Here is a 16406-nt window from a genome sequence, read left to right as displayed (position 1 = left end):
CTCTGTATTACCTCGTTTGATATGGAGTTTACAGATTGAACCCCTTGTTATCCACGTGAATATGAGTAATGTCACACAAATAATGATCAAACTAAATATTGCGATTTTTTGCGGCTTCATAGCCTTCTCTCCTTGCTTTTTATCAGGTAAGAGGCTAGCCTTACGTTGCTAGGCATAGGGGTAGCCTCATTTCGATTTATAGTCGGATGGGGCTTTTCTCTTTCTGCCTGGAACATAATGCTCAAGACAGAAAGTCTCAAGCACCCGGAGGCAGTATACGTTTATTCATATGAGATGCAAGATCTTGAAAACATTTATTATTGTCATGTAATACCTTCGAATTAAATTAACCAGCTAATAAAGCTATTAATAAAGAAAGGAAGGCGTGTTGAAAATGGAATATACCCGTCATCTTTCAAGCTGCCTCTTTGTTGGCTGTACTCACTCACCCCGGTCACATCGTTATCTATGCTTCCGGGGATTCGTTCCCTTGTCGTCGCGATGCAACTTGAAATCCATAGGGTATATATAGATAAAATAGTTTCTGAATGTGTTTAATTAATTGTCTCGATTAAATAGAAATGCTATTTCTATATATTATGATCATAATGACAATCTCTATTTTGCATCTTCGGCTAACTATGTCAATTTTATCTGGTTGGCTGCTATTTTCATACTGGGAAAGGAACTATTCTCCCGTATATCTGAAAGTTCACATCAAATAGTGTTTCTGATGAACTTTTTGTGCTTTTATTTTACGCTAATAAGTAAAATATAGCACAATTGATCAAACTAATAATTTATAGATAAAACAATAAATTAAAGATATACCTTCATGTGAAATGAACATAAATCATCGTATTTGTATAAAATTTGGGCTGATCAAGGTATATCCTCTTAAAACAAATGGTTGAAGTGATAAAGGTTATCATTACCATTATACGGGAGGAGAGCACTCCGATAACGGCGGCAAGAATAGCTATAGAATAAATGTGAGGTCAACTATGACAAACAGTGTTGAAACCTTTTCTCTGAATGAAACCGCATGGCAAGGAATCACCATCACCGCGAGAGCCGCAGCGCAGATCTTAAAGTTGATGCAGCAAAACCCACAAAGCAAAGGGTTATATCTGGGGGTTAAGCAGTCAGGATGTGCCGGCTTTGGCTATGTGTTTGAGATGGTTAACGATCCCGCGCCTGATGATCTGAGGTATGAAAATGAAGGTGCGTGTCTATATGTTCCTCTGAAGGCAATGCCATTTATTGATGGGACTGAAGTGGATTTTGTTCGTGAAGGTTTAAATCAGATATTTAAATTCAATAATCCAAAAGCACAACATGCCTGTGGGTGTGGTGAAAGCTTTGGTATATAAGTGTACCAATATATGTCTCAGAGCAATGTAGAAATCAGTGATGATGTGCAGACTTGGCTCAGCGATCATCGCTATAAAGAAGGTTTCTTTACTCAGGTAGCGACGGATGAACTAGCTAAAGGTTTGAGTGAAGATGTTGTGCGAGCCATTTCCGCAAAACGCAATGAGCCCGAATGGATGCTTGAATTTCGGCTAGAGGCTTATCGCCATTGGCTAGGAATGGAAGAACCCCATTGGTTGAAAGCGAATTATCCTAATCTTGATTACCAGGACTACAGTTACTATTCAGCACCTTCATGCGGTGCTTGTGGTGATAGTTGCAATTCACAATCTAGTGCTGTCCAAGGGACAGGGGCGGAGCAAGCTGATAGCTATTTAACCGCGGAAATTGAAGAAGCATTTGATAAGTTGGGTGTTCCTGTACGGGAAGGTAAAGCTGTTGCGGTAGATGCTATTTTTGACTCCGTTTCTGTTTCAACAACCTATCGGGATAAGTTAGCGAAAGAAGGGATTATTTTCTGCTCATTTAGTGAAGCAATACAGGAATATCCCGGATTGGTCCGTAAATACCTCGGCAGTGTGGTTGCAAGCCACGATAACTTTTTTGCCGCGTTGAATGCCGCAGTGGCTTCTGATGGTACTTTTGTTTATGTGCCAAAAGGTGTTCGATGCCCAATGGAACTGTCCACCTATTTCCGTATCAACGCGGCGAAAACGGGCCAATTTGAGCGTACTATCCTGATTGCTGATGAAGGCAGTTATGTCAGCTACATAGAAGGGTGCTCTGCACCGGTGCGTGATAGCTATCAGCTTCATGCTGCTGTTGTCGAAGTGATTATCCATAAAGATGCCGAAGTGAAATATTCCACTGTCCAGAACTGGTTTTCCGGTGGTGACAGTGCTGGGGGAATTCTCAACTTTGTCACTAAAAGGGCATTATGTGAAGGCGAAAATGCCAAAATGTCTTGGACTCAATCGGAAACCGGTTCCGCAATTACTTGGAAATATCCCAGTGTGATCTTGAAAGGAGATAACTCGATTGGCGAGTTTTTCTCCGTGGCTCTGACTAACGGTACTCAACAGGCAGATACCGGTACCAAGATGATCCACATTGGCCGTAATACTAAATCGACCATCATTTCAAAAGGCATTTCTGCTGGCCGTAGTCAGAACAGTTATCGTGGGTTGGTTAAAATATTGCCGGGAGCGGAAAACGCCCGTAACTATACCCAATGTGATTCCATGTTGATTGGTACCGAATGTGGCGCGCATACATTCCCTTATGTCGAAGTACAGAACAATACGGCGCAATTGGAGCATGAAGCGACAACCTCCCGCATTGGTGAAGATCAATTGTTCTATTGTTTGCAACGAGGCATTAGTGAAGATGATGCGATTTCTATGATTGTTAATGGGTTTTGTAAGGATGTGTTCTCTGAACTTCCCCTTGAATTTGCTGTTGAGGCACAGAAATTGCTGGCGATCAGCCTTGAACACAGTGTCGGATGAGTTTTCCCTGTTTCCCTTTTTATGACAAAACGTTAAGTCGTTCGAAGGCATGTAATATGTTAAGTATTAAAAACTTACGAGTCAGTGTTGAAGGTAATGAAATCCTGAAAGGATTAAATATTGAAGTTAAACCGGGTGAAATTCATGCCATTATGGGGCCGAATGGTTCCGGTAAAAGTACATTATCAGCAACGTTAGCTGGTCGTGAAGAGTATGAGATTGATGATGGTGAAATCACCTTTAAAGGAAAAAATTTACTTGGATTTGAGCCAGAAGAGCGAGCCGGCGAGGGGATTTTCCTGGCGTTTCAATATCCGGTAGAAATTCCGGGTGTCAGTAATCAATTTTTTCTGCAAACCGCGGTGAACGCGGTCCGCCAGTATCGCCATCAGGAGCCGCTGGATCGCTTTGATTTTGCCGATTTTATCGAAGAAAAAATTGAATTATTGGATATGCCACCGGATTTGCTGACACGTTCAGTTAATGTTGGTTTTTCCGGTGGTGAGAAAAAACGTAACGATATTCTGCAAATGGCCGCGCTGGAGCCGACACTTTGTATTCTGGATGAAACAGATTCAGGGCTGGATATTGATGCATTGAAAATTGTGGCTAATGGGGTGAATTCTCTACGTGATCCAAATCGTTCATTCATTATTGTGACTCATTACCAACGTATTTTGGATTATGTGAAACCTGATTTTGTGCATGTGCTTTATCAGGGAAGAATCATTAAATCCGGTGATTTCAGTCTGGCGAAAAAGTTGGAGGAGCAAGGTTATGGCTGGCTTATTGACCAACAGTGAAAGAACTGAAAAGGTGCGGCAAGTTGCAGAACGTAACCAGCAAGCATTAGCACGTTTTGCTGATTTGTATCATTGCCGTCATGGTGAGGATTCATCTCATGCCAGTTTACATTGGCAGAAAGCCATTAAAACCGGTTTTCCTCAATTCAGACATGAAGATTGGCGTTATACGCCGCTGGATAAATTATTAAATCGGCAATACAGCAGCAAAACTTGGGAATTAACAGTAGCACAATGCGAACAACTGGCGATTTCGATGGATTGTTGGCGTGTCGTTATGGTGGATGGTTGTTTTTCACCTTTACTGAGTTCTTGTGAATTTGGGCCATATCAGCTCAGTTTACTGGATAACAAAAGTGGGCTTCCGGCACCGATACAGGGTGAGATTTTTCTGCATTTGACAGAGAGTTTGGCCCAACAGCCTTTGGTTATTACGTTAAAGGCTGGGCAAGTGGCAGAAAAGCCCCTTTACCTGCTGAATATAACCAGTGGTCACTGTAGTGAAGCGTTGAATAGCAGTCATTACCGCTACCACATTGCCGTAGGCACGAATGCGAGTGCCAGCGTGATTGAACATTTCGTCAGTATTGATGGACAGCAACCTCATATGACAGGAGGCCGATTAACTGCGGAAGTGGGGGATAATGCTCATTTCACCCATATAAAACTGGGGGTTGAGAACAGTGCAAGCTATCACTTGGCTCATAACGATATTGTGATGGGTCGTGATGCTCAAGTAAAAAGCACCAGCTTTTTATTAGGTTCAGGGCTTGGCCGACACAATACCAGTATTAAGTTGAATGGCGAAGGGGCAAATCTGTTGTTGAACAGCTTACTATTGCCACAAGGAAAAGAGGTCGCTGATACGCGTACTTATTTGGAACATAATAAGGGTCATTGTGAAAGCCGCCAGTTGCACAAAACCATTGTGATGGATCAGAGCAAAGCGGTATTTAACGGCATGATTAAAGTGGCGCCTCATGCATTGAAAACTGACGGACAAATGACCAATAACAATTTGTTGTTAGGCAAACAGGCAGAAGTGGATACCAAACCCCAACTGGAAATTTACGCTGATGATGTGAAATGCAGTCATGGTGCGACCGTTGGTCGGATAGATGAAGAACAACTGTTTTATCTGCAATCACGTGGTATCAGCCGACGTGATGCAGAGCATATGATGGTATGTGCTTTTGCTGCTGAGCTGACTGAATCTATTGAAGATGAATTCTTGAAGACTGTGGTTATGAAACACATTAAGCACCGTTTAGCGAGAGTGGAAAGATGATTTTTTCTGTAAAAAAGGTGCGGCAAGATTTCCCGGTATTAACTCAACAGGTTAATGGGTATCCACTGGTTTATCTTGATAGTGCTGCTAGTGCTCAGAAGCCGGTTTCGGTTATTGAACGAGAAAGTGAATTTTGTTTGCACCAGTATGCGGCAGTTCACCGGGGAATTCATACCCTGAGCTCTGCGGCTACTCGAATGGTTGAAAATGTGCGCCATCAGATGGCGCAATTTATTCATGCTCAAAGTCATGAAGAGATTGTCTTCGTCAAAGGTACGACGGAAGGGATTAACCTGATTGCTAACAGTTATGGCCGCAATTTTATCAAGAATGGCGATAATATTGTTATTACTGAAATGGAACATCATGCCAATATTGTTCCGTGGTATATGCTGGCAGAACAGATTGGGTTTGAAATTAGAGTATGGCCATTGAATAAGAATGGCGAATTGGATCAAGTAGTCTTAGCCTCTTTGATTGATTCACGGACTAAATTACTCTCTTTTACTCATCTCTCTAATGTGCTTGGCACCGTGAATCCTGTACGTCAAATCATAAAACAGGCAAGAAAACTGGCTCATGAGCAGGGGAGTCGGTTACATATTCTAGTCGATGGTGCTCAGGCCATTATGCATAAGCAAGTTGATGTGCAGGATCTGGACTGCGATTTCTATGTTTTTTCCAGTCACAAATTATATGGCCCAACAGGCATTGGTGTGCTTTATGGGCGCAAATCCCTGCTGGATGCTATGCCACCTTGGGAAGGGGGTGGCGCGATGATAAAACAGGTCAGCCTGCAAAAGGGGATAACCTATGCGGAACCACCGTGGCGATTTGAGGCGGGAACCCCAAATATTACGGGAATTATTGGGCTTGGTGCTGCTGTCGATTATGTTACTTCACTTGGGCTGGACAAAATTCAGCAGCATGAACAGGTACTGATGGATTATGCAATGGCACGGCTGAAAGAGGTCAGCACCCTAAAATTGTATGGCCCTGAGCAACGTCAGGGGGTTATTGCTTTCAACCTTGGCCGACATCATGCTTATGATGTGGGAAGTTTCCTTGATCAATATGGAATAGCGATCCGTACCGGACATCATTGTGCCCTTCCTGTGATGGAACATTATCATGTTTCCAGTATGTGTAGGGCATCATTGGCGATTTATACTACGCAAGAAGATATTGATGCACTTGTTGTTGCATTGCAGCGAATAGAAAAGTTACTGGGTTGAGCTGGTATAGATTAAAAGAGTGTAAGGAAAAAGTCATGGCAAGTTTGCCCGACACAAATAAGTTATTACGTAATTTTTCCCGTTGTCAGAATTGGGAAGAAAGATATCTCTATATGATTGAACTGGGGGCGAAGTTGCCTCCTCTTACTGACGAACAACGCGAACCTGAGAACTTAATTGCAGGTTGCCAGAGCCAAGTGTGGATATTGCTGAGAATGGATCACCAAAACAAAGTGGAATTTATTGGTGACAGTGATGCTGCTATTGTTAAAGGCTTGGTTGCGATTGTCTTTATTCTGTTTCAAGATAAAACACCCCAGGAAATTCTGGATTTGGATGTGACTGAATATTTTGGAAAATTGTCTTTGGAGCAACATTTGACACCTTCACGCACGCAGGGGCTACATGCGATGATATGTGCCATCCGAAATAGGGCAAGTAAAATGGTTTGAATACCAGTCTTACGCGTTTCTTCAGCTACTGATAATATGTACGGCCAATAAGGCTTCAACTTTTTACACTTATACCCTATGGATTTCAAGATGGATCGCGGCGGCAAGGGAGCGAATCCCCGGGAGCATAGATAACTATGTGACCGGGGTGAGAGAGTGCAGCCAACAAAGAGGCAACTTGAAAGATGACGGGTATAAATTTATTCAATAACATTCAGAAGTCATTCCAGGAAGCAAGCATGAAACGAGTTTTAACGTTTATTGGCGTGTTATTGTTCAGTGGGCTAACTAACACAGTCAGTGCCACAGAATATACTTTGCCAGCGGCCAATAGTCGTTTAATTGGCGAAAATACGACATTGGTTGTACCCGATGATGGACGTTCTTTAGAGGCCATTGCTGCCGAATATAAAATTGGTTTACTGGCGATGCTGGAAGCTAATCCAGGTACCGACCCTTATTTGCCTGCTCAGGGTTCTGAACTGATTATTCCATCACAAATGTTGTTGCCTGATACACCGAGGCAGGGGATTGTGATTAACCTTGCAGAACTCAGACTCTACTATTTTCCTAAAGGAAAAAACAACGTCATCGTTTATCCCATTGGTATTGGGCAACTTGGTCGTAATACACCAGTGATGACAACATCTGTGAGTCAGCTAATTAAAGATCCAACTTGGACGCCGACTAAGAATATCCGTCAACATTATGCTGAACAGGGGGTTATCTTACCTGCGGTTGTTCCTGCTGGCCCGGAAAATCCAATGGGCGCATTTGCGTTGCGCTTAGCTGCCGGGCGTGGAGAATACTTGATCCACGGTACGAATGCTGATTTTGGTATCGGTATGCGGGTGAGTTCCGGTTGTATCCGTTTACGTCCTGATGATATTGAAGTGTTATTCAACGCCGTTCCCCGTGGAACACGAGTACAAATTATCAATGAGGCGGTTAAGTATTCGGTAGAACCAAATGGTAAGCGTTATATGGAAGTACATCAGCCATTGTCTAAAAAAGAGGATGATGATCCACAGACATTACCTATTGTCCGCTCAGCCGATTTGAACAAATTCATTGATAATAGCAAGACAGATAGGAATATTGTTGAACAAGCGATGGTACGTCGTTCTGGTATGCCGGTGCTGGTAAGTAAAGGCATAGAACCTGAAACACAACAGGACTTACCAGAAGAGAATCCAGAAGAGAATATAGTGCGGATGGAAGACGATGTTAAAGGTGCGGAACAGGCAGTGAATAATGATGTATCTGAATCGTTTAAATTACCGCCGTTATATCAGCCTGGGCCAATCTATCGGGAAAATTAATATTTTATTTGCGGACAAGGACGTCCGCTAATATTTATCGGCAGAATCTGGTGATAAAAAAATGGCGCACAGATGGACTGTGCGCCATTTTTGTACATAATTACAAAAAATTATTTTTTGTAGGAACGAACTTGATTATCCAGACGCTGATTCGCACGAGCTGCATCGTCTTTAGCGGCTTGAATGTCAGTACGTACTGCGTTCACGTCATTGCTCAGTTGATCAACTTTTGCATTCAGAGTCTGAATATCAGAAGTCAGTTGGTCAACCTTAGCAGTGCTTGAACAACCAGCCAACAGAGTAGAAGCTAGAACTACTGCACCCAGTACAATTTTAGTACGATTCATTATAATACCCTCTAGATTTAAGTTAATCTCCAAGTAGCCATGTAAGTATTACACAAAGTTTTTTAGAAAGAGAATAAATTTTTATCATGAAAACCAATTATTTCAATTTTTCTCTTTAGTGAGCGGATAATTTTCATCTAAATGTAAAAAAACAAAACCGTTGAGTAACATTTTAATCAAAAAAAGCCTATTCCATGAGGGAATGATATTCTTCGAAATAATTTTAGTTAAAAATTCTTATAAATAAAAAATACAACATCCAGGTCATCTTGCATCTATTGAACCATCGGGACATCTCTTTTAATGAAGCCATTTTTTATACATAAATTTAGGGTTTCTCTTAAAACAAATTTGTTAACTGAATCTTATTGTAGATGAATAACTTGACAATGTTCAGGTTGAATTCTAGGCTCAAATTCAAACTGGTAAGAGGAGTTTGTTATGTTAGCTGATCAATCTAACGAATATTTTAACATCAGCATTGACAACGGAGTTGCTCATTTACAACTCAGTCGTCCCGAAAAAGCAAATAGTTTGGCGCTTGGGTTTTGGAAACGGTTTCCTGAAACAGTAGAGCAACTCAGTCGTTCAGGTGAAGTGCGGGCAATGGTGATTTCTGCACAGGGAAACACATTTTGTGGTGGGCTTGACTTGCAAATCTTTTCCTCTAGCAAAGAGGCTAATACGGCTAATCCTAATGAACGGGAATCGATGCAGTTCAGCTTATTGCAAATGCAGGAGGCGATAAGTGTATTGGAACGTGCACGATTCCCTGTTATTGCCGCAGTACAAGGCGCTTGTCTTGGTGCGGGTTTTGACTTAATTGCTGCATGCGATTTTTGTTTTGCTGCTGAAAATGCGAAGTTTCGTATAGAAGAAACCAATATTGGTATGATGGCTGACTTAGGTATTCTTCAACGTTTGCGACATTTGATCCCTGGTGGTATGGCTCGCTATCTTGCTCTGACTGGGGATATGTTGAGTGCGGTTCAGGCTCATGATTTGGGGCTGGTGGTAAAGGTGTTCCCTTCTACGGAAACACTAATTGAAGGCGCTCTCGCGACTGCCCGGCGTATTGCGGATCGGCCACCAATTGCTATTAACGGGGTTAAACGGGCCATGCTTTACAGCCGTGATCATGGTGTCTACGAATCATTGCAACAAATAGCCCTGTTGCAAGCTTCGATTTTTAGCCGTCAAGATATCCTGTGCTCGATTCAAGCGAAAGCGACCGGAACAAAAAGTGAGTTCCAAAATTTAAGTGAAGTCGGTAAAGCTTTCGATGAGCCATGATTAAGATAAAGATGTTGATGAGATGTAAAGAGGGTTCTCCACAAATGATGTAGTGCTGGAAAATGTTATCATTGTTGAGAGTTAAGCCATTTTCTGACCGCGAGAAAACAGAGAATGGCATGATTATTAATATTAACTAGTATATACCCTGTGGATTTCGAGATGCATCGCGACGGCAAGGGAGTGAATCCCCGGGAGCATAGATAACGATGTGATCGGGGTGAGCGAGTGTCGCCAATAAAGAGGCAACTTGAAAGATAACGGAAAAGAAATCTGCGAGTATGATGATTGGGAAAATAATTTGGTATTACTGAATATGGGCGGAGAAAACCAGATATTCAATATCCTGAAACACCGCCATATTTGCGATGTTTCAGAAGTAAAATGACCTATTAAATTACAGTACGTGAACAGACGACGTGTTGGTTGTGCCGCTTGGAACTAGGGCGCCAGATACCATAACCACGATTTCACCTTTCTTCGCCAGGCCACTTGCTAACGCTGCTTCTTTACCAATGCGGTAGAAATCGTCGGTAGAGGCGATTTCTTTAACAATTTGGGTAGAAACACCCTTAACAAGCAGTAATTGGCGGGCAGTCACTTCATTAGTCGTTAATGCCAGAATGGGGGCGCCAGGGAAATACTTACGAATGGACTTGGCAGACTTACCGCCATAGGTTGCGACTACAATCAGAGGGGCTTCCAGTTTTTCTGCTGTTTCAACGGCACCACGACATACCGCTTCGGTCACGCGCAGGTTACGGCAATTGGCGGCTTCGATACGGCTTGGCATAACGCGGTCTGTACGCTCACAAATCGTTGCCATGATAGTCACTGCTTCTATTGGATATTTGCCTTTTGCACTTTCACCAGAAAGCATAACTGCATCAGTACCATCCAAAATAGCGTTAGCGACGTCACCGGCTTCTGCACGGGTAGGGCGCGGGTTTTTAATCATGGAATCGAGCATTTGAGTTGCAGTGATAACAACTTTGCGAGCGATATTACATTTTTGAATCATCATCTTCTGGGCGAAAATCACTTCTTCAACCGGAATTTCAACGCCAAGGTCACCACGAGCAACCATGATCCCGTCAGAAACTTCCAGAATTTCATCAAAATTGTTCAAACCTTCCTGATTTTCAATCTTAGAGATGATTTGAATATTTTCACCGCCATGCGCTTTCAGATGTTCACGGATTTCCAGAACATCGGAGCGTTTGCGAATAAAAGAAGCGGCGACGAAATCAACACCTTGTTGGCAGCCAAAGATCAAATCTTGCTTATCTTTTTCAGCCAAGGCAGGCAGGCTGATGGAAATACCCGGCAGGTTAACACCTTTATTTTCTCCCAAGTCACCGTTATTCAAAACTTGGCAAATGACCTCTGACTTAGTGACCTCTTTAACTATCATGCCGATCAAGCCGTCATCAACTAGCACGGTATTACCGGGAGCCAGATCCTCGGGGAAACCACGGTAAGTGACAGCAACACGGTTTTTATTACCGATAACGGAAGTGTCAGTAGTAAAAGTGAAGGTCTGACCTGCGGTTAGAGAGACATCATTACCACCTTCCAGCTTCATAGTTCGAATTTCAGGGCCTTTAGTATCCAGCAAAATAGCGGCTTGTTTACCTGTCTTAGTCATAACTGAACGGATATTTTGAATACGCTGGCCGTGCTCTTCATAGTCCCCGTGTGAAAAGTTGAGGCGCATAACATTCATGCCGACATTCAACAGTTCGGCTAGTTTTTCTTCGGATTCTGTTTTTGGTCCGATAGTACAAACAATTTTGGTTTTTTTCATGACAATCTATCTACAGGTTTTAATTGGATAAAATAGTGAATCGCCAACTTTATGGTTTGCGCAGATACCATGTGGTGTTGAACGTTGCGCAACATCATTAAGGACAAGTGGCGGGGAAGACATGCGGTGCTTTTTCAGTGTTCGGAAAATCAATAAGCTGAAACCATTCAACTCTAAATTTCGCCGTATTATAGAGACTTATTTCTGTGAAATGAATCGAAAAATGATTATATGAATTAATTATAACGGTAAACTGGAAAAATGATGCAGATCTTAACAGAGAAGAGTTATGGCTCATCGGGCAAACTGTTTGTAAACAAACAACAGTCTATTTTGACGTGGAAATAAGTTAAGCACAACCAAGATAAGAGATAATAAGAACAAGAAGAGCCACTTGTAGACTTGGTGCGTCCGAGTGGACTCGAACCACCGACCCCCACCATGTCAAGGTGGTGCTCTAACCAACTGAGCTACGGACGCACTGTAAACGGGTGTAATCATTATAGACCGGTGTAATCACTATGCAATTGGTGCGTCCGAGTGGACTCGAACCACCGACCCCCACCATGTCAAGGTGGTGCTCTAACCAACTGAGCTACGGACGCAATCTAATTGCATTGGTGACAACGGGGACGAATATTAACGGTGAGTTAGCCTTCTGGCAAGGGGAATAATACAAATTATGGTTCAACTGTTCGTATTTACATCTGTCACAGTAAATTTGTCGTTTATTCCACCAGTTAAGTATTCATCCCCGGCTTTAGGGTAAAGTAAATTAGTGGGTTGAATGTTGTAAAATTACCTCATCTGGTTGTTTTTGTGTCCATGAAATACGGGCAAAGATCATCACTGCTGATGCAGTCAGGCCAATAATAAAGCCGATCCAGAACCCTTGTGGCCCCATTGCGGGTACAATATAGTCGGTTAATCCCAGGATATAACCGCTTGGTAGCCCCAGAATCCAGAAAGCGATAAAAGTGATATAAAAGATAGAACGCGTATCTTTATATCCACGTAAAACACCAGCCCCTACCACTTGTATGGCATCAGATAATTGGTAAAGCGCCGCAAATAGCATCAGATGTGATGCCATGGTGATAACTTCAGGATTGTCGTTATACATCAAGGCGATCGGCTCTCGTAGAATAATAGAAAAGGTTGCGGTTAAACAAGCAAATACCAAACCAACCATAATGCCGGTATAGGTTGATATCCGGGCATTCTCGATAGATTTTTTCCCTAAATTATAGCCAACACGAATAGTGGTTGCTGCGGCCAAAGATATTGGGAACATAAACATTAATGAACTAAAATTTTGGGCAATTTGGTGCCCTGCAACAGCAGTAACGCCTAAAGGAGAGATCAGTAATGCTACTATGGCAAATAACGTAATTTCGAAAAATACCGCCATCGCAATAGGCAAGCCGAGGGCTGAAATGCGTTTCAAAATATGCCATTCTGGTGCGGCAAAGCGATGTTTAGGGCGGATATCCCTTTGTGATGATGCACGTTTCACATACCAACGCATTAGCAGGAACATGACCCAGTAAACGCTGGCGGTAGCAACACCACAGCCGACACCACCTAAAGCGGGCGCGCCAAATTTACCATAAATGAATATGTAGTTAATCGGAATATTAATCAATAATCCTAAAAAACTAATCACCATGCCTGGTTTGGTTTTCGATAAACCTTCACATTGATTACGCAGTACCTGATAAAACAGATAGCCCGGCGCACCCCACATTATTGCGTGGATAAATCCAACGGCTTTTTCTGCCAAAAGTGGATCTATATTGTGTTGCCTGTCAATCAGGAACTTGCTGTTGTATAGAATAGCAATAATGATAATGGAGAGAAAAATCGCCAGCCAGAACCCTTGCTGAGTTTGGCTGGCAATGAGATTCCTGCGACCAGAACCGTTCATTTGCGCAATAATGGGGGTTAAAGCTAATAGTAAGCCGTAACCAAATAAGATAACTGGCAGCCAGATCGAGGTGCCAACAGCAACCGCGGACATATCTGTTGCACTGACGCTACCCGCCATAACGGTGTCCACAACCCCCATTGCAGTTTGTGAAAATTGAGCAATAATGACGGGAATCCCCAGAGCGAGCAAACTACGCGCTTCTTTTAAATACTTCTGCACGCATTACACCTTTTTTATTGAAAGTCGAAAATATTAAGAAAGATATCTGTATATAAGAAACGATTTTTGAAAAATCAACCGCTTACTAACCGGAGTATTGTATCTATTTAATACCATATTACAACAATAATGCTGAGTTTATATTCAAATGATCAGGTGGTATTTATCAATGACAACTTGATATAAACTAATTAATAATTATACACAATCATTAAGAGGTTCTTCTATGTTCACAGGCATTGTTCAGGGAAAAGCACCCTTGGTTGCTATTGATGAAAAAAGTAATTTTCGGACTCATGTCGTTAAATTCCCGGCTGAATTATTGCCAGGTATTGAAACAGGGGCGTCAATTGCCAATAACGGTTGTTGTCTGACGGTAACCAAAATAGAAGGCGATGAGATTAGTTTCGACTTGATGAAAGAGACTCTACGTCTGACTAATCTTGGTGATTTACAGCCAGGGGATTATGTAAACCTGGAGCGGGCGGCTAAATTTGGGGATGAAATTGGTGGACATTTGATGTCCGGTCATATCATCACAGTTGCTGAGATAGCTAAAATTTTCACTTCAGAAAATAATCATCAAATATGGTTCCGTATCCATGATAAGCAATTAATGAAATATATCTTGCATAAAGGATTTATCGGCATCGACGGAATCAGTCTGACAATTGGCGATGTTGTTAATAATCGTTTTTGCGTTCACCTTATTCCTGAAACACTGGAACGGACGACATTAGGTAAAAAACGTCTTGGTCAGAGGGTTAATATCGAGATTGATTCACAAACTCAAGCGATTGTTGATACTGTGGAGCGTGTTCTTGCTCAGAAAGAGCGGGAACGGGTTGCCTCTCAGCAACCGGAGACATTCATGGAAGAATGCGCAGTAAATGAGGAGCGATAGGCGGACTTCGCTTGTCGCTTTCGAACAGAATTAACCGTGTACTAAAAGGGAGCACTGAACCCATCAATGCTCCTTTTTGTGATTTATATTGCAGTGTCTTGCATATCATGTTAACTAATATAATTAATATTGTTATTGTTGTGTTAATGCGTTTTCTCGTAAAGCGCAGGTTAATCCCCATGATGATATTTTTAGAGGCTACTTTTTTATGGAAAACCCGATTGAGTTAGATGAATGGCTTGAAGAACCTACACACGATGATGCTGTTGAAATGATGAATGCACAAGCTGTCGTACCTTTTGGTACCGCACTTTGGCCTTAACGGTTTTTTATAATTAAGGTTCTTTATACCCAATGGATTTCAAGATGCATCGCGGCGGCAAGGGAGCGAATCCCCGGGAGCATAGATAACTATGTGACCGGGGTGAGTGAGTGCAGCCAACAAAGAGGTAACTTGAAAGATGACGGGTATAGTTAATTATCTGGCTACTCGTAACCCGCCTTCAATACCTTTTAGACTGAATATGATTTGCCACAATTGGATATCGCGAGCACGAAATGCACCTGCACAGGCATTCAGATAATAGCTAAACATGCGTTTAAATGTTGGACTATAGTTATCTTGTATTTCAGGCCAGCAGGTAATAAATTTTTCATGCCAGGCCATCAATGTGCGGTCATAATCTGCGCCAAAGTTATGCCAATCTTCCATAACAAAACGGCTTTTGCTGGTGTGGGCTATTTGCTCAATAGAAGGCAGGCAGCCATTAGGAAAAATATATTTGCTGATCCACGGCTCAGCGCTGGCTTTAGCTTTGTTGGAACCAGCGGTATGTAGCAGGAATAAGCCATCAGGTGCCAAGTTTCGTTGAACAACGTCGAAGTAAGTTGCATAATTTTTAGGTCCAACGTGTTCAAACATACCGACAGAAACAATTCTGTCGAACTGTTCATGTAAATCCCGATAATCTTTCAGAATGATTTTTACATCCAGATTTGTACATTGTTTCTGTGCATATTTCTGTTGTTCGGATGAAATAGTTATACCTGTGACGGAAACACCATAATTTTTAGCAGCATAAGCCGATAGTCCACCCCAACCACAGCCAATATCCAGCAGGGTCATACCTGGAGAAAGTTCCAATTTCTCGCAGATGAGTTTCAACTTATCAAGCTGAGCCTGTTCCAGTGTTTTAGCTTGTTTCCAGTATCCGCAGGAATATTGCATATAAGGGTCGAGCATACGGGTAAAAAGATCATTTCCTAAATCATAATGTTGATGACCGACAATCCATGACCGTTTTGGCGTTTGCAGATTACGTAAGCGGGTTATTACGATTCTCACTATATCTTTGAGATTGTTGGGCATTTTATTTTCTAATCCAGCGCGTAAAACGCGATAAAAGAAAATATCTAACCGCTCACAATCCCACCAGCCATCCATATAACTTTCACCTAATCCCATCGAACCTTGTTGTAAAACTCTTTTATAGAAATGAGAGTTTTTTATCTGGATATCATAAGGATTGTGACCATTAATTTGAATACCTGCTTCTTCTAGCATCTCATTGGTCATTCTCTGCCAGGAGTTAATGGCTGTTTTCGGGTTTTTAATACAGGATGGACTCATATACTCTCCAACGTTAGGGGGATGGAATATTGAGGAGCTCGTTTTAGCTAGCAAAGCAGGATGCTAAGACGCAAAATGCAAAAAATAACAAAGAATCAAAGTAAAAAACCTTAAAGATGACTAATCCATGAGTTTAATGGGGGCAGTCATTGCTCCTGAAAACCTCAAATTCCAGGTTATACCTTATAGATTTCAAGATGCATCGCGACGGCAAGGGAGCGAATCCCCGGGAGCATAGCAAACTATGTGACCGGGGTGAGTGAGTGCAGCCAACAAAGAGGCAACTTGAAAGAT

At 42.1% G+C, this 16406-nt stretch carries 15 protein-coding genes and 2 tRNA genes; 10 read left to right on the top strand and 7 right to left on the bottom strand.

The features are described from left to right. Nucleotides 1-120: Hok/Gef family protein (locus tag SLS51_RS07145; RefSeq protein ID WP_323836830.1), on the bottom strand; the 120-nt coding region annotated here is incomplete at its 3' end. A gap of 884 nt (nucleotides 121-1004) precedes the next feature. Between SLS51_RS07145 and sufA the strand changes: the two genes are divergently transcribed. The 7 genes from sufA (at nucleotide 1005) to SLS51_RS07110 (ending at nucleotide 7982) form a co-directional block, all read left to right on the top strand. Continuing rightward, nucleotides 1005-1373 carry a Fe-S cluster assembly scaffold SufA gene (sufA, locus tag SLS51_RS07140; RefSeq protein ID WP_011146844.1) on the top strand — a complete coding sequence of 123 codons (369 nt, stop codon included), beginning with the start codon at nucleotides 1005-1007 and terminating at the stop codon, nucleotides 1371-1373. Nucleotides 1374-1385: 12 nt separating this feature from the next. Continuing rightward, complete coding sequence (sufB, locus tag SLS51_RS07135) at nucleotides 1386-2882, top strand: Fe-S cluster assembly protein SufB (protein ID WP_323836821.1); 1497 nt, start codon at nucleotides 1386-1388, stop codon at nucleotides 2880-2882. 56 nt (nucleotides 2883-2938) lie between these two features. Further along, nucleotides 2939-3685 (top strand): Fe-S cluster assembly ATPase SufC, encoded by a 747-nt coding sequence (sufC, locus tag SLS51_RS07130; RefSeq protein WP_323836819.1) that lies wholly within the window; start codon nucleotides 2939-2941, stop codon nucleotides 3683-3685. Continuing rightward, nucleotides 3660-4973, top strand: coding sequence for a Fe-S cluster assembly protein SufD (sufD, locus tag SLS51_RS07125; RefSeq protein WP_323836817.1), 1314 nt, complete (start codon nucleotides 3660-3662; stop codon nucleotides 4971-4973). Before sufC ends, sufD begins: the two co-directional genes overlap by 26 nt. After that, nucleotides 4970-6208: a cysteine desulfurase SufS gene (gene sufS / locus SLS51_RS07120; protein ID WP_323836815.1), complete on the top strand. Its 1239-nt coding sequence runs from the start codon at nucleotides 4970-4972 to the stop codon at nucleotides 6206-6208. The genes sufD and sufS overlap by 4 nt, the downstream gene beginning before the upstream one ends. Nucleotides 6209-6243: 35 nt before the next feature. Beyond that, nucleotides 6244-6660, top strand: coding sequence for a cysteine desulfuration protein SufE (gene sufE / locus SLS51_RS07115; RefSeq protein WP_323836813.1), 417 nt, complete (start codon nucleotides 6244-6246; stop codon nucleotides 6658-6660). Between the two features lie 239 nt (nucleotides 6661-6899). Further along, nucleotides 6900-7982 (top strand): L,D-transpeptidase family protein, encoded by a 1083-nt coding sequence (locus SLS51_RS07110; RefSeq protein ID WP_323836811.1) that lies wholly within the window; start codon nucleotides 6900-6902, stop codon nucleotides 7980-7982. 110 nt (nucleotides 7983-8092) lie between these two features. On the opposite strand, the gene SLS51_RS07105 is transcribed toward SLS51_RS07110, so the two are convergent. Next, entirely contained in the window at nucleotides 8093-8329 is a 237-nt protein-coding gene (locus SLS51_RS07105; protein ID WP_036805405.1) for a major outer membrane lipoprotein, read from the bottom strand. 441 nt (nucleotides 8330-8770) lie between these two features. Here SLS51_RS07105 and SLS51_RS07100 point away from each other — a divergent pair, with 441 nt between their 5' ends. Together SLS51_RS07100 and SLS51_RS07095 are read left to right on the top strand one after the other, a co-directional pair. Further along, complete coding sequence (locus tag SLS51_RS07100; protein ID WP_323836808.1) at nucleotides 8771-9622, top strand: enoyl-CoA hydratase-related protein; 852 nt, start codon at nucleotides 8771-8773, stop codon at nucleotides 9620-9622. A gap of 250 nt (nucleotides 9623-9872) precedes the next feature. Then, nucleotides 9873-10010: a hypothetical protein gene (locus tag SLS51_RS07095; RefSeq protein ID WP_323836806.1), complete on the top strand. Its 138-nt coding sequence runs from the start codon at nucleotides 9873-9875 to the stop codon at nucleotides 10008-10010. A 9-nt stretch (nucleotides 10011-10019) separates the two neighbouring features. Here SLS51_RS07095 and pykF read toward each other — a convergent pair whose 3' ends face one another. From pykF to SLS51_RS07075, 4 genes are all read right to left on the bottom strand, one after another. Further along, the gene (gene pykF, locus SLS51_RS07090) at nucleotides 10020-11429 is read right to left on the bottom strand and encodes a pyruvate kinase PykF (protein ID WP_323836804.1); all 1410 of its coding nucleotides are present in this window, start codon (nucleotides 11427-11429) and stop codon (nucleotides 10020-10022) included. 403 nt (nucleotides 11430-11832) lie between these two features. Beyond that, nucleotides 11833-11909: transfer RNA gene (locus tag SLS51_RS07085), tRNA-Val, on the bottom strand. 48 nt (nucleotides 11910-11957) lie between these two features. After that, nucleotides 11958-12034: transfer RNA gene (locus SLS51_RS07080), tRNA-Val, on the bottom strand. A 170-nt stretch (nucleotides 12035-12204) separates the two neighbouring features. Beyond that, nucleotides 12205-13578 (bottom strand): MATE family efflux transporter, encoded by a 1374-nt coding sequence (locus SLS51_RS07075; RefSeq protein ID WP_323836802.1) that lies wholly within the window; start codon nucleotides 13576-13578, stop codon nucleotides 12205-12207. Nucleotides 13579-13804: 226 nt separating this feature from the next. Between SLS51_RS07075 and SLS51_RS07070 the strand changes: the two genes are divergently transcribed. Next, nucleotides 13805-14482 (top strand): riboflavin synthase subunit alpha, encoded by a 678-nt coding sequence (locus SLS51_RS07070; protein WP_323836800.1) that lies wholly within the window; start codon nucleotides 13805-13807, stop codon nucleotides 14480-14482. 478 nt (nucleotides 14483-14960) lie between these two features. On the opposite strand, the gene cfa is transcribed toward SLS51_RS07070, so the two are convergent. Next, nucleotides 14961-16112 (bottom strand): cyclopropane fatty acyl phospholipid synthase, encoded by a 1152-nt coding sequence (gene cfa, locus SLS51_RS07065; RefSeq protein ID WP_323836798.1) that lies wholly within the window; start codon nucleotides 16110-16112, stop codon nucleotides 14961-14963. Between the last annotated feature and the right edge of the window lie 294 nt (nucleotides 16113-16406).

Source organism: Photorhabdus africana (genome assembly GCF_035181445.1).
Lineage (GTDB): Bacteria > Pseudomonadota > Gammaproteobacteria > Enterobacterales > Enterobacteriaceae > Photorhabdus > Photorhabdus laumondii.
This window is presented reverse-complemented; position numbering and strand designations above follow the sequence as displayed.

Coding starts and splice junctions, on each gene's coding strand:
- sufA (WP_011146844.1), top strand. CDS start 1,005: ATGACAAACAGTGTTGAAACCTTTTCTCTGAATGAAACCGCATGGCAA.
- sufB (WP_323836821.1), top strand. CDS start 1,386: ATGTCTCAGAGCAATGTAGAAATCAGTGATGATGTGCAGACTTGGCTC.
- sufC (WP_323836819.1), top strand. CDS start 2,939: ATGTTAAGTATTAAAAACTTACGAGTCAGTGTTGAAGGTAATGAAATC.
- sufD (WP_323836817.1), top strand. CDS start 3,660: ATGGCTGGCTTATTGACCAACAGTGAAAGAACTGAAAAGGTGCGGCAA.
- sufS (WP_323836815.1), top strand. CDS start 4,970: ATGATTTTTTCTGTAAAAAAGGTGCGGCAAGATTTCCCGGTATTAACT.
- sufE (WP_323836813.1), top strand. CDS start 6,244: ATGGCAAGTTTGCCCGACACAAATAAGTTATTACGTAATTTTTCCCGT.
- SLS51_RS07110 (WP_323836811.1), top strand. CDS start 6,900: ATGAAACGAGTTTTAACGTTTATTGGCGTGTTATTGTTCAGTGGGCTA.
- SLS51_RS07105 (WP_036805405.1), bottom strand. CDS start 8,329: ATGAATCGTACTAAAATTGTACTGGGTGCAGTAGTTCTAGCTTCTACT.
- SLS51_RS07100 (WP_323836808.1), top strand. CDS start 8,771: ATGTTAGCTGATCAATCTAACGAATATTTTAACATCAGCATTGACAAC.
- pykF (WP_323836804.1), bottom strand. CDS start 11,429: ATGAAAAAAACCAAAATTGTTTGTACTATCGGACCAAAAACAGAATCC.
- SLS51_RS07070 (WP_323836800.1), top strand. CDS start 13,805: ATGTTCACAGGCATTGTTCAGGGAAAAGCACCCTTGGTTGCTATTGAT.
- cfa (WP_323836798.1), bottom strand. CDS start 16,112: ATGAGTCCATCCTGTATTAAAAACCCGAAAACAGCCATTAACTCCTGG.